Here is a 12,311-nt window from a genome sequence, read left to right as displayed (position 1 = left end):
AGGTCGTCGAGGACGCCTTCCTCGAGTGGTCGCAGCGTGACCGCGAGTCCTTCGAGGACTGGGCGGCAGGGACCGTGCTGCGGCCGGGGTTCGAGCCGTGGCACCTGCGCCTCATGACCGACCCGTCCGGCGCCGTCGTCGGGGTGGCGCTGCTCATGGTCAACGAGGACGTCGGCTACATCGACAAGCTCGCCGTGCGCCGCGACCACCGTGGCAGGGGCCTGGCCCGGGCGCTGCTCGTCGACGCCTTCGCCGCGGCGCGCGCGCACGGTGCCACCCGCTCGGAGCTGTCCACCGACTCGCGCACCGGCGCGCTCGGCCTCTACGAGAAGGTGGGCATGGAGGTGACGTCGACGTGGCGCCACTGGGCGATCGACACCAGCGGCACGCCCTGAGGGCGCGCGGCCGCGCCCCAGCCGCAGACCGCGCCTCAGCCGCAGACCGCGCCCCCGCTCGCCGAGCCGACGAGCTTGCGGTACTTGGCGAGGACGCCGCGGGTGTACTTCGGCTCCGGGTGGGTGACACCCTCGGCGCGGCGGCGCTGCATCTCCTCCTCGTCGACGAGCACGTCGAGCGTTCCGTTCGCGACGTCGAGACGGATCGTGTCACCGTCGCGGACAAAGGCGATCGGGCCGTCGTCGACGGCCTCCGGGGCCACGTGCCCCACGCAGAGGCCGGTCGTGCCGCCGGAGAAGCGTCCGTCGGTGAGCAGCAGGACGTCCTTGCCGAGGCCGGCGCCCTTGATGGCGCCGGTCACGGCGAGCATCTCGCGCATGCCGGGACCGCCCTTGGGCCCCTCGTAGCGGATGACGACGACGTCGTTCTTCCTCAGCGAACCGTCCTCGACGGCGTCCATCGCGGCGCGCTCGCCGTCGAAGACGCGGGCCGTGCCCTCGAACACCGACTCGTCGAAGCCGGCTGACTTGACCACCGCGCCCTCCGGCGCCAGCGACCCCTTGAGGATGGTCAGCCCGCCGGTGTGGTGGATCGGCTCGGACAGCGCCCGGACGACCTTGCCGTCGACGTCCGGCGGACGGACGTCGGCGAGGTTCTCGGCGAGCGTCTTGCCCGTCACCGTCAGGCAGTCGCCGTGGAGCAGCCCGGCGTCGAGAAGGGCCCGCATGACGACCGGCACGCCCCCCACGCGGTCGATGTCGGTCATGACGAACTGGCCGAACGGCTTGACGTCGGCCAGGTGCGGCACGGTGGCGCCGATGCGCGCGAAGTCGTCGATGGTGAGGTCGACGTCGGCCTCGTGGGCGATCGCGAGCAGGTGCAGCACGGCGTTCGTCGACCCGCCGAAGGCCATGACGACGGCGATGGCGTTCTCGAACGCCTCCTTGGTCATGATGTCGCGCGCACGGATCCCCCGGCGCAGCAGCTCGACGACGGCCTCACCCGACTTGCGGGCATAACCGTCGCGCCGGCGGTCGGTCGCCGGCGGCGCCGCCGAGCCGGGCAGCGACATGCCGATCGCCTCCGCCACGGAGGCCATCGTGTTCGCGGTGTACATGCCGCCGCAGGCACCCTCGCCCGGGCAGATGGCGCGCTCGATGGCGTCGACGTCCTCACGCGACATGCGCCCGGCAGCGCACGCACCGACGGCCTCGAACGCGTCGATGATCGTGACGACCTTCTCGGTGCCGTCGGAGAGCTTGGCGATGCCCGGGAGGATGGACCCGGCATAGAGGAACACCGACGAGAGGTTGAGCCGTGCGGCGGCCATGAGCATGCCGGGCAGCGACTTGTCGCAGCCCGCAAGCAGGACCGACCCGTCGAGGCGCTCGGCGTTCATGACGGTCTCCACCGAGTCGGCGATGATCTCGCGGGACACCAGGCTGAAGTGCATGCCCTCGTGGCCCATCGAGATGCCGTCGGACACCGAGATGGTGCCGAACTCGAGCGGGTACCCGCCGCCGGCGTGGACGCCGTCCTTGACCGCCTTGGCGAGCCGGTCGAGCGACAGGTTGCACGGGGTGATCTCGTTCCACGAGCTCGCGACGCCGATCTGTGGCTTGGCGAAGTCGTCGTCGCCGAGGCCTACCGCCCGGAGCATCCCCCGCGCGGCGGTCTTCTCCAGACCGTCCGTGACGTCGCGGCTACGGGGCTTGATGTCGGGCGTCTGCGTCATGAAGGCAGCATAGGACGCCGTCCGCTGGGTGGACACGGCATCTCAGCTCCCGACCACAGTGGTCGGACGTGCGCCGACGCGTCGTCCCGGCGCGGCGTGGCGGTCAGCCCCGGCTGACGTGGAAGCGCAGGAGCGAGCACGACCCGGCCTCGAGGTCGGTCCACTCCCCCTGGTAGCGCAGCACGGCCAGGCCGCTCGTCGCGAAACCGGCCGCGAGGGCGTCGTGGGCCTCCCGCGAGCCGTCGCCCTCGGTGAGGAGGGTCGTCAGGTGGGCCGTCGTCGGGTTGTGCCCGACGACGAGGACGGTCGCGGTGTCGCCGGCGTCCTCGCGGACGGTCTCGAGCACCTGCTGCGGGCCACCCTCGTAGACCGTGCGCCGGTACTCGACGAACTCGGTCTGGGCGCCGCCGTGGCAGGCCTCCTCCCAGGTCTGACGCGTGCGCACCGCCGTCGAGCAGATGACGAGGTCCGGCACCAGGCCCTCCGCACGCAGCCAGGCGCCGGCGGCCTTGGCGTCGCGGCGGCCGCGGTCGGTCAGCTCCCGGTCGTGGTCCGGTTTCCCGGGCACCTGCTCGGCCTTGGAGTGGCGCATGAGGACGAGGGTCTTCTCGCGGGCGGCGGTGCTCATGTCACCGAGCATGCCGTGATCCGACGGCATTGTCAGCCCGCGCGGCGGCGCCCGTGGGTCACAGCTCGAGGACCGGCCTGATCCGCTTGGGTGTCCACATCCGCGACCGGCGGGCCGCCACCGTCGACACCGCGAGCGCGACGAGCAGGTAGAGGGCGAGGACGCCGACCGAGCCGAGCACCGGCCCGAGGTCCGCGCCGTAGAGCAGCCGACGCAGCCCGTCGACGGCGTGGCTCATCGGCACGACGTGGTGCACCGCCTGCAAGGGCGCCGGCAGCGTCTGCCACGGGAAGGTGCCACCCGCGCTGACGAGCTGCACGACCATGAGGACGAGGCCGAGGAACTTGCCCACGGCGCCGAGGCGCGAGGCGAGCGCGTGCAGGATCGCCACGAACGTCAGGGACGTGAGGCAGAGGAAGAGGAACGCGAGCACGGGGTGCGCGATCCGGATGTCGACGCCGCGGCTGACGACGAGCACGAGCGCCGCGACCTGCGCGAGCCCGACGATCGCCGGTGCGAGCCAGCCGCCGAGCGCGGTGCGCACCGAGCGCTGGCTCGTCGCCAGCGCCCGTGGCGACAGCGGCCGCACGAAGAGGAACAGGACGTAGGCGCCGATCCAGAGGGCCAGGCTCATGAACAGGGGCGCGAGGCCGGCGCCGTACGAGCCGGCCGAGGAGAGCGACCCCGTGGAGACGCCGACGGGGTTGCCGATCGTCTCGGCCATGGCCCTGCGCTGGGCCTCACTCGGGTCGGGCACGGAGTCGCGACCCTCGACGAGGCCCGCGTGCAGGTCGGTCGCTCCGCGGGTCAGCGTGTCGAGACCGGACGCCAGCGACGCCGCGCCCGAGGCCAGGTGGTCACCACCCGACGCGGCCTCGGCCGCGCCGGTCGACAGCCTGGTGGCCCCGGCCCCGAGGGCGTCGAGGCCACCGGCGAGCGCACCCGCGCCGTCGTGCACCCGGACCGCACCGGAGCGGGCCCGGCTGATGCCCTCCGCGAGGGCGGGGGTGGCGTTCGCGAGCGATCGGGCGCCGGCGGCCACGCGGTCGGCGCCCGTGGACAGTCGCACGAGGTCGCCGGAGGCGCTCTGGATGGTGGCGTCGGCGTGGTCGACGTCACCCGCCATGGCACCGAGCCGCGAGTCGACGAGGGACAGCTGGGCATCGGTCAGGCCTTGGGTCCGCAACGCGGCGAGCAGGGCGGTGCGGTCGGCGCTGAGGCGCCGCTTGAGCTCGCTCGACGCGGAGGCGGCTCGGATGCCGTAGCCGGCGACGGTCCGGTTGCCGGCCGCCACCTGCTCGGCGCCGTCGGCCAGCCGGGCGGTGCGGGACGGCAGGTCCGCGGTGCGCGCCTGCAGGGTCCCGAGGCCGGAGGCCAGCTGCGCGGCGCCGGCCTGCAGGTCGTCGGCCCCGGCGGCCGCCCGGCCGATGCCGGTCGCGAGCCGCGTCGCCCCGGACGACAGGTCGTGCAGTCCGGTGGCCAGGCTCGTGGCGCCCGTCGCGAGCCGGTGGGCGCCGGCGTCGGCCTTCGCAGCCCCGGACCGCAGCCGCTCCGAGCCGTCGACCGCCTGGACGAGGTGGTCGTGGACCTGGCTGAAGCCGAGCAGCAGCCTGCTGGCGGCCGTCCGGCTGACCTCGCGGGCGACCGAGGCGGTGACCTGCTTGATGACCTGGTTGCCGATCATCGAGGTCATGTAGTTGTTGGCGTCGTTGGTCTCGAGCACCACCGTGGCCCGGCGCGGCGTGAAGGCTGCCGTCGACGCGAGGTCGGCCGAGAAGCTGCGGGGCAGGATGACGGCGAACGCGTAGCGGCCGTCGTCGACGCCACGCATCGCCTCGGCCCGCGAGACACGGTGCCAGTCGAAGGACCTGGAGTCGACGAGGTGGTCGGCCACCTGCCCGCCGACCTGGAGCGTCTCCCCCGTGCTCAGCGTCGTGCCGGAGTCGTCCGAGACGACCGCGGCCGGCACCTGGGGGAAGGCACCGTACGGGTCGTGGTTGGCGTAGAGGTAGAGGCCGCCGTAGAGGGTCGGGATGAGCACGAGCGCCGTGAGGGCGAGCCGGGCCAGGCGCGAGGAGGTGAGGCGTCGCAGCTCGGCGACGGCCAGACGGAAGGGGTTCATGCCGTGAGCTCTTTCGTGGACGGGAGGGCTGCGGCGGTCGCAGAGGTGGTCAGGACGATGACGACGAGACCGGTCGCCGCGAGGCGACGGCAGGTCTGGAACCAGACGGTGTGGTCACCGCCGTGCCGTTCGGGTCCGGCCAGGACGAGGACGCGGACGTGGGGGTGGAGCGCGCCCAGCTCGAGCAGCAGGCTGGTGCGGACCCCCGCCGGCAGTCGCTCCCACGGTCGGCCGGCGCGGTCGGTGAGGTCGCGCTCGGCGAGGAACGCGGCGACCGCGGCCCGGGAGGCGGGACGTTCGGCGAGCGCCAGCTCCTCCTCGACGACGGCCCGGACGGTGATGGCCTCCTCCGGGGCGGTGACGTCCGCGACGTCGACGAGGCGCGTCCGCAGCTGCAGGTCGGGCAGCCGTGACGCCCCGCCGAGGCTGACCCGCCCCCGGAGCAGGTCGACGCGGCCACCGATGGCGAGGGCGAGCGCGACCTGGGGGATGCCGGGGTCGGTGGCGACGACCGTGACCTCGCCGGCAGGAGCGACGAAGCTGAGGTGCTCGACGAAGGGCTCTTGGGTGCCCGCGACGGTCACGTCGTCGACGACGACGGTGCGCAGGTCCGGCGCCGGGCGGGGGTCCACCTCTGAAGCAGTCACGATACGAGTATGCATCCGATACGCACTCGTATCCAATTCGAGGACGTATCCTTGCGGCATGAGCACGCCGGCTGAGCCCCGCATCACCGCCCGACGCAAGGCCACCCGCGACCGCGTCCTCGAAGCCGCGAGCGAGGTTTTCGCCGAACGCGGCTTCCACGGCGCCACCGTCGAGGACATCTGTGAGCGCGCCGGGTTCACCCGTGGCGCCTTCTACTCGAACTTCTCCTCCAAGGACGACCTCGTCCTCGAGCTGTCGCGGCGCCAGGCCGAGGACCTCGTCGAGCGCATCCGACGGGCGAGCAAGCGCGAGCACGCCGCCGCGGAGGACGTGCTGCGCGACGTGTTCGCCGCGCTCGCGGACGAGAGCCGCAGCAAGGAGCGCTGGGTCGTGCTGACGACCGAGTTCACGCTGCACGCCATCCGGGACGCCGGGGCACGGCGGGCCTGGGCCGCCCAGCAGCGCAGGGTCCGTGACGAGCTCGTGGCCGTCGTCGACGAGGCCGTGGAACGGCAGGGGTTGACCCTGCCGATGCCCACGGACCTGTTCGTCCGCGTCGCCATCGCCCTGACCCAGGGCTCGCTGACCCAGCGTCTCGTCGAGCCGAGGTCGCTCGCCGTCGGCGAGCTCGAGCGGACCGTGCTGCCGATCCTGCTCGGCGTGCACGCCTGACGAGGGCTCCCTCAGCCCCCCGAGACCGCGTTGATGATGTGCACCCGCGCTCCCGCGGGCACCGGAGTCGCGACACCGTCCCCCCGCGTCGCGTCCTCGCCGTTGACGAACACCTTGACGTGACGTCGGATGTGGCCGCGCTCGTCGCGGACCTTGCCGTCGAGGATGCGGTGCTCGGCGAAGGCGCGGTCGAGCAGCTCGGCGACGCTCTGGCCGCCGCCGGGCGACTCCACCTCGATCTCGGACACTCCCCCGACGAGGTCGCGGAGCATGCCGGGCAGGATGACTCGGACCGGTGCGACGCTCATGCCGAACCCCTCCGCCCTCAGCCGACCTGGGCCGCGCGCACGACGAGGACGTCGGGCAGCTGCGTGGCGATGCGCTGGAAGGACTCGCCCTCGTCCGCCGAGGCGAAGACGTCGCCGTTGCGGGTGCCGAGGTAGACCCCGACCGGGTCGGCGGTGTCGAGGGACGCGGCGTCGCGCAGCACACAGGTGTAGCTGTCCGAGGGCAGCCCCTGCGCCTGCATGCGCCAGTGGGTGCCGCCGTCGTCGGAGCGCTGGACCTGCAGCTGCGCGCCCGGCGGGATGCGCTCACCGTCGTCGGCCACCGGGACGTTCCACACGACGCCCGGACGCCGGGGGTGCGCCAGGATGGTGAAGCCGAAGTCGGTGGGCAGGCCCTCGGCGATCGACTGCCAGGTGGCACCGTTGTCGTCGGAGCGGTAGACGCCCTTGTGGTTCTGCGCGTAGAGCTCGCCGTCGCCGCTGCCCCGCGCGACCTTGTGGACGCACTGGCCGAACTCGGGGTACTCGTCGTCGGGCATGAAGTACGCGCGGATACCGGGGTTCGAGGGCGCCCACGTCTGGCCGGCGTCGCTGGACCGGTAGACACCGCCGGCGCTCATCGCGACGAGGAGGTTCTCGGGGTGCCCGGCCTCGGGGACGATCGTGTGGACGGCTCCCCCACCGAAGCCCGGCTCCCACTTGGGCCGGTGCGGGTGGTCCCAGAGGCCGCGGACCAGCTCGTAGTGCTCGCCGCGGTCGGTGGAGCGGAACAGCGCGTGCGGCTCGACGCCGGCCCAGACGACGTCGTCGTCGTTCGGGTCGGGGGTCAGCTGCCAGACCCGCTCGAGCGCGGTGTCGGTGTCGGTCGGGAAGGCGAGGGCCCGGTCGGGGCTCTCGGTCCACGTTCGTCCGGCGTCGGTGCTCACCTGGACGGTCGGGCCCCAGTGCCACGACTTGACGCCGGCGAGGACGCTCGTCCGGCCGGCCCGGGTGTCGACGGCGACCGACGCGACCTCGCTCATGAGGAAGTGCGGGCCCTCGAGGGTCCACTCCGCGCGGTCGGCGCTGCGGGCGACCCACAGCCCCTTGCGCGTGCCGATGGCGACGATGGTCTCAGTCATGTTCACAGTGTCCACTACCCCACCGACAGCGACAAGGGTCGACGCGCGGTGCCACCGGCCGACGTGCTCAGTCGCCGCGGGACGCTCCCCCGACCACGACGACGTTGTCGAGCGGGCGTCCGTCACGCAGCGCCTCGGCCTGCCGGCGGACCAGCGCGACCGCCCGGGGCCGCATCGCGTCGGTCGCGCCGCCGACGTGCGGGGTGACGAGCACGCCCCGCGTCGTCCAGAGCGGGTGGTCGGCGGGCAGCGGCTCCGGGTCGGTGACGTCGAGCGCCGCGCGGAGCCGGCCCGAGGCGCACTCGGCGACGAGCGCGTCGGTGTCGACGACCGGTCCGCGGGCGACGTTGACCAGGACCGCACCGCCGGGCATGAGGGCGAGGGTCTCGGCGCCGACGAGCCCGCGCGTGGCGTCGGTGAGTGGGACGACGACGATGACGACGTCGTGGTCCGGCAGGAGACGGGGCAGCTCGTCGATGCCGTGCACCTGCTCGACGAGGTCGTCACCGGCGCGGGCCCGGCTCGCGACCGCGGTCACCGACACCTCGAACGGCAGGAGCCGTCGCACGACGGCGCGGCCGATGTGGCCGTAGCCGAGCACGAGGACGCGCCGGTCGGCGAGCGACCGCCGCAGCACGAGCGGCGTCCACTCGCCCTGCGCCTGCGCGGCGGCGAACTCGGGGACCTCGCGGATCGAGGCGAGCGCCAGCGCGAGGGCCAGCTCGGCGGTGCTCGCGTCGTGGACGCCGGCCGCGTTGCACAGCGCGACGCCCTCGGGCACCTCGTCGGCGAACTGCTCGTACCCCGCGCTCTGCAGCTGGAGCGCCTCGAGGCTCTCGAGCCCCGGCGTGACGTCGGCCAGCCGCAGTCGCGTCATGTACGGCACGACGGCGAGCCGGATCTCCGCGCCACGCGGGTGCGGTTCCTGCATGTCCCACACGACCAGCTCCACGCGGCCGTCGGCCGTGAGCTCGGCCAGCCGGTCGGCGTAGTCCTGCTCGGGGACGGACACGACGAGTCGCTCGGTGCTCATGCCCGAGACGCTACCCAGCACCTCGCGGCGGTCCGGACTAGGCTCCGGGCCGTGGTCCCGCCCGACGCCTCCCGCCCGCGCGTGCCGACAGGACGCGTCCTGTCGGTCAACGTGGGACGCCGCTCGGCGCGGTCCTACGCCACCGCGGACGCCACGGCCATCGACAAGAGCGCCACGGCGGCGGTCGAGGTCCGCGACCCCGGGCCGAAGCGCGGCGGCCTGGGCAGCGGCGTCGTCGGTGACGAGATCGGCGACCCGCGCCACCACGGCGGTCGGCTCCAGGCCGTGTACGCCTATCCGCGCGAGGACCAGCAGTGGTGGGCCGAGCGCATCGGGCGGCCCATAGCCGCAGGCGAGTTCGGCGAGAACCTCACGACGGAGGGCCTCGACACGACCCACGCCCTCGTCGGCGAGGTGTGGCGCGTCGGCACCGCGGTCCTGCGCGTCGAGGTGCCGCGCATCCCGTGCCGCACCTTCGCCGGCCACATGCGCGAGAGAGGGTGGGTGCGGCGCTTCACCGAGGCGGGTCGCACGGGGGCGTACCTGTCGGTGACGGTCCCCGGCCGCATCGTCACCGGTGACGCGGTCCTCGTCGAACGACCGGACCACGACGTCGACCTGCTCACCCTCTTCCGGGCGCTGACCGGCGACCTCGACGCCACGCGCCGCGTCGTCGAGGCGGCCGTCGTCGACGCCGAGGTGCAGGCCGACCTCGTCGGGACGCTGCGCCGACGCGGCGCCGAGATGCGCTGACGTGCGCTGACGTGCACTGACGCGTGCTGAGGTGGGCAGACGCGCGCTGACGCGGCGGCGTCGGGCGCCGGCTCGGGGACACCCTCGGGTGACAATGGCGTATGTCGCCGAGATCCCGTCCGTCCCGTCGAACCGTCGCGGGCCTCGCCGCCACGGCCCTGCTCGCAGCGGGCTGCTCCAGCCCCGCGGGCGGCGGGCCCGGCACGTCGGCGACGGGGTCGGTCACGCCGTCGGTGACAGGCCAGGTGGCACCGTCGGTGGCCCAGTCCGACGGCCCGGTCACCCTCCTCGGAGGCCTCGACATCGCGTGGTCGGTCGCCGTCCTGCCGGACGGCAGTGCCCTCGTCAGCGAGCGCAACACCGGACGCGTGCACCGGGTGCCGCCGCCGGGCGCCGGCGGGGCGCCGGAGGTCGTCGGGGAGCTGCCGATCTCCCGCACGGGCGGCGAGGGCGGTCTGCTCGGGCTCGCCGTGGCCGGCGACGTCGCACGGACTCCCGTCGTCTACGCCTACTACTCGACCGAGGGCGACAACCGCGTCGCCGCCGTGCCCTGGGACGGCAGGCGGCTCGGCGAGCCCCGGGTCGTGCTGTCGGGGATCCCCCGCGGCACCAACCACAACGGTGGCCGCATCGCCTTCGGTCCCGACGGCTACCTCTACGTCTGTACGGGTGATGCCGGCGACTCCTCGCACTCGCAGGACCTCGGCTCGCTCGGCGGCAAGATCCTGCGCGTGACCCGGGACGGGCAGCCCGCCCCGGGCAACCCGTTCGGTGGTTCACCGATCTGGTCCTACGGCCACCGCAACGTCGAGGGCCTGGCCTGGGACTCTCACGGTCGGCTGTGGGCCAGCGAGTTCGGCGCCGACACGTGGGACGAGCTCAACCTCATCCGGCCGGGCGGCAACTACGGCTGGCCCGCGGTCGAGGGCCAGGCCGGCCGGCCGGGCTATGTCGACCCGGTCGCGCAGTGGCCCCCCTCGGAGATGTCGCCGAGCGGGATCGCCGTCGGTCCCGATGACGCCGTGTACCTGGCGGCGCTGCGGGGCCAGTCGGTCTGGCGCGTGCCCGTCGGCGCGGACGGCCGGGCGGGCACGCCGACCCGCTACCTCGAGGGGACGTACGGACGCGTGCGCGACGTGCACGTCGTCGACGGCCGGTTCTGGCTGGTCACGAGCAACGGCGGGGACGACCGTCTCGTGTCGTTGCCCCCGTCGGCCGTGGGGGCCGGCTGAGGCCGCCCGCCACGGTGGCTACTGGCCGAGCTTGGCCAGGATGAGGGCGCGGGCCCTGCCGGCGTCGGCCTGGCCCTTCATCTCCTTCATGACCTGGCCGATGAGCGCACCGGCAGCCTGGACCTTGCCGCCGCGGATCTTGTCGGCGACGTCGGCGTTGCCCGCGATGACCTTGTCGACGGCGGCCTCGAGGGCGCTGTCGTCCTGGACGAGCTCGAGCCCGCGCGCGTCCGCGACGGCGGTCGGTGCGCCCTCGCCGGCGAGGACCCCGTCGAGCACCTGACGGGCCATCGAGTCGTTGAGCCGACCCGAGGTCACGAGCCCGTCGAGCTCGGCGACGTGGGCCGGCGACAGGCCGATCGACGACGCGTAGGTGACGAGGTCCTGGGCCTCGGCGTTGGCCCGGCGCGACGGCTCGCCGAGCCACCACTTGCGGGCGGCCGCCGGGCTCGCCCCCGCGGCCACGGTCTGCTCGATGAGCTCGACGGCGCCGGCGTTGAGGACGTCGCGCATCTCCAGATCGCTGTAGCCCCAGTCGGACTGGAGTCGCCTGCGGCGAGCGGCGGGGTTCTCCGGCAGGGTGCCGCGCAGCTGCTCGACCCACTCCGCCGGGGGCGCGACCGGCACGAGGTCGGGCTCGGGGAAGTACCGGTAGTCCTCGGCGTCGGACTTCGTGCGGCCCGACGTCGTGACGCCGGTGTCCTCGTGCCAGTGCCGCGTCTCCTGCAGGATCGAGCCGCCGCCGGACAGGATCGCCGCGTGGCGGGAGATCTCGTACCGGACCGCCCGCTCGACCGAGCGGAGCGAGTTGACGTTCTTCGTCTCGGTGCGCGTGCCGAAGGGGACGGCGGCCTGCTCCACCGACGTCGGGTCGCCGGCCTTGGGGCGCAACGAGACGTTGGCGTCGCAGCGCATCGAGCCCTGCTCCATCTTGACGTCGCTGACGTCGAGGGCACGCAGCAGGTCACGCAGTGCCGACACGTAGGCGCGCGCGACCTCGGGGGCCCGCTCCCCCGCCCCGGTCATCGGCTTGGTGACGATCTCGATGAGCGGGATGCCGGCTCGGTTGTAGTCCACGAGGCTGTGGGTCGCGCCGTGGATGCGGCCGGTGGCGCCGCCGACGTGAAGCGACTTGCCGGTGTCCTCCTCCATGTGGGCGCGCTCGATCTCGACCCGGTAGACGGTGCCGTCCTCGAGCTCGACGTCGAGGTGCCCGTCGTAGGCGATCGGCTCGTCGTACTGCGAGGTCTGGAAGTTCTTGGGCATGTCCGGGTAGAAGTAGTTCTTCCTGGCGAACCGGCACCAGGCAGCGATCTCGCAGTTGAGCGCCAGGCCGATGCGGATCGCCGACTCGACGGCCTTCTCGTTGACGACCGGCAGTGCGCCCGGCAGGCCGAGGCACACGGGACAGACCTGCGAGTTCGGCTCGGCGCCGAACTCGGTCGGGCAGCCGCAGAACATCTTCGTGGCCGTGTGCAGCTCGACGTGCACCTCGAGACCCATGACCGGGTCGAAGCGCTCGAGGGCCTCGTCGTAGTCGAGCACGGCGTCCGTGGCGATGGTCGTCATCGTCAGGCTCCCTTCACGGCGGGGGTGGCGTCCAGCGCGGGCGCGCGGTCGAGGATGGGGCCACCCCAACGGTCGACGAGCGCCGCCTCGAGGGCCGCGCCCACGGTGTAGAGGC

Annotated in this window: 12 protein-coding genes; 4 read left to right on the top strand and 8 right to left on the bottom strand. The window is 73.5% G+C overall.

Translation table 11 applies throughout. The annotated features are described in order from the left end of the window. Nucleotides 1-395: GNAT family N-acetyltransferase (locus ACPYOM_RS16790; protein WP_481346830.1), on the top strand; the 395-nt coding region annotated here is incomplete at its 5' end. 35 nt (nt 396-430) lie between these two features. Here ACPYOM_RS16790 and ilvD read toward each other — a convergent pair. The 4 genes from ilvD to ACPYOM_RS16770 all read right to left on the bottom strand — a co-directional run bounded on the left by ilvD (nt 431) and on the right by ACPYOM_RS16770 (nt 5,528). Then, nucleotides 431-2,131, bottom strand: coding sequence for a dihydroxy-acid dehydratase (gene ilvD, locus ACPYOM_RS16785; protein ID WP_481342888.1), 1,701 nt, complete (start codon nt 2,129-2,131; stop codon nt 431-433). Nucleotides 2,132-2,234: 103 nt separating this feature from the next. Continuing rightward, complete coding sequence (locus ACPYOM_RS16780) at nt 2,235-2,759, bottom strand: SixA phosphatase family protein (protein ID WP_481343424.1); 525 nt, start codon at nt 2,757-2,759, stop codon at nt 2,235-2,237. A gap of 58 nt (nt 2,760-2,817) precedes the next feature. After that, nucleotides 2,818-4,881 carry a YhgE/Pip family protein gene (locus ACPYOM_RS16775; RefSeq protein ID WP_481346829.1) on the bottom strand — a complete coding sequence of 688 codons (2,064 nt, stop codon included), beginning with the start codon at nt 4,879-4,881 and terminating at the stop codon, nt 2,818-2,820. Continuing rightward, nucleotides 4,878-5,528: a hypothetical protein gene (locus tag ACPYOM_RS16770; protein WP_481346828.1), complete on the bottom strand. Its 651-nt coding sequence runs from the start codon at nt 5,526-5,528 to the stop codon at nt 4,878-4,880. Before ACPYOM_RS16770 ends, ACPYOM_RS16775 begins: the two co-directional genes overlap by 4 nt. Nucleotides 5,529-5,586: 58 nt before the next feature. Between ACPYOM_RS16770 and ACPYOM_RS16765 the strand changes: the two genes are divergently transcribed. Beyond that, the gene (locus ACPYOM_RS16765) at nt 5,587-6,201 is read left to right on the top strand and encodes a TetR/AcrR family transcriptional regulator (RefSeq protein WP_481346827.1); all 615 of its coding nucleotides are present in this window, start codon (nt 5,587-5,589) and stop codon (nt 6,199-6,201) included. Nucleotides 6,202-6,212: 11 nt separating this feature from the next. Here the strand turns inward: ACPYOM_RS16765 and ACPYOM_RS16760 are convergent, their stop codons facing one another. The 3 genes from ACPYOM_RS16760 to ACPYOM_RS16750 form a co-directional block, all read right to left on the bottom strand. Beyond that, nucleotides 6,213-6,509: a MoaD/ThiS family protein gene (locus ACPYOM_RS16760; protein ID WP_481343428.1), complete on the bottom strand. Its 297-nt coding sequence runs from the start codon at nt 6,507-6,509 to the stop codon at nt 6,213-6,215. Between the two features lie 17 nt (nt 6,510-6,526). Continuing rightward, the gene (locus ACPYOM_RS16755) at nt 6,527-7,609 is read right to left on the bottom strand and encodes a WD40/YVTN/BNR-like repeat-containing protein (protein WP_481346826.1); all 1,083 of its coding nucleotides are present in this window, start codon (nt 7,607-7,609) and stop codon (nt 6,527-6,529) included. A gap of 67 nt (nt 7,610-7,676) precedes the next feature. Next, complete coding sequence (locus tag ACPYOM_RS16750; protein WP_481346825.1) at nt 7,677-8,642, bottom strand: 2-hydroxyacid dehydrogenase; 966 nt, start codon at nt 8,640-8,642, stop codon at nt 7,677-7,679. A 51-nt stretch (nt 8,643-8,693) separates the two neighbouring features. Here ACPYOM_RS16750 and ACPYOM_RS16745 point away from each other — a divergent pair, with 51 nt between their 5' ends. Both ACPYOM_RS16745 and ACPYOM_RS16740 read left to right on the top strand, forming a co-directional pair. Continuing rightward, nucleotides 8,694-9,395, top strand: coding sequence for an MOSC domain-containing protein (locus ACPYOM_RS16745; RefSeq protein ID WP_481346824.1), 702 nt, complete (start codon nt 8,694-8,696; stop codon nt 9,393-9,395). 101 nt (nt 9,396-9,496) lie between these two features. Further along, nucleotides 9,497-10,627 carry a PQQ-dependent sugar dehydrogenase gene (locus ACPYOM_RS16740; protein WP_481346823.1) on the top strand — a complete coding sequence of 377 codons (1,131 nt, stop codon included), beginning with the start codon at nt 9,497-9,499 and terminating at the stop codon, nt 10,625-10,627. An 18-nt stretch (nt 10,628-10,645) separates the two neighbouring features. On the opposite strand, the gene gatB is transcribed toward ACPYOM_RS16740, so the two are convergent. After that, nucleotides 10,646-12,196, bottom strand: a complete 1,551-nt coding sequence (gene gatB, locus ACPYOM_RS16735) for an Asp-tRNA(Asn)/Glu-tRNA(Gln) amidotransferase subunit GatB (RefSeq protein WP_481343433.1) — start codon at nt 12,194-12,196, stop codon at nt 10,646-10,648. Nucleotides 12,197-12,311 lie beyond the last annotated feature (115 nt).

It is taken from the genome of Monashia sp. HAY1-2A (genome assembly GCF_056755315.1).
This window is presented reverse-complemented; position numbering and strand designations above follow the sequence as displayed.

Bases quoted from the DNA above. Each gene is read 5' to 3' on its own strand.
- ACPYOM_RS16750 (WP_481346825.1), bottom strand. From the start codon at position 8,642: ATGAGCACCGAGCGACTCGTCGTGTCCGTCCCCGAGCAGGACTACGCC.
- ACPYOM_RS16755 (WP_481346826.1), bottom strand. From the start codon at position 7,609: ATGACTGAGACCATCGTCGCCATCGGCACGCGCAAGGGGCTGTGGGTC.
- ACPYOM_RS16780 (WP_481343424.1), bottom strand. From the start codon at position 2,759: ATGAGCACCGCCGCCCGCGAGAAGACCCTCGTCCTCATGCGCCACTCC.
- ACPYOM_RS16760 (WP_481343428.1), bottom strand. From the start codon at position 6,509: ATGAGCGTCGCACCGGTCCGAGTCATCCTGCCCGGCATGCTCCGCGAC.
- ACPYOM_RS16740 (WP_481346823.1), top strand. From the start codon at position 9,497: ATGTCGCCGAGATCCCGTCCGTCCCGTCGAACCGTCGCGGGCCTCGCC.
- ilvD (WP_481342888.1), bottom strand. From the start codon at position 2,131: ATGACGCAGACGCCCGACATCAAGCCCCGTAGCCGCGACGTCACGGAC.
- gatB (WP_481343433.1), bottom strand. From the start codon at position 12,196: ATGACGACCATCGCCACGGACGCCGTGCTCGACTACGACGAGGCCCTC.
- ACPYOM_RS16765 (WP_481346827.1), top strand. From the start codon at position 5,587: ATGAGCACGCCGGCTGAGCCCCGCATCACCGCCCGACGCAAGGCCACC.
- ACPYOM_RS16775 (WP_481346829.1), bottom strand. From the start codon at position 4,881: ATGAACCCCTTCCGTCTGGCCGTCGCCGAGCTGCGACGCCTCACCTCC.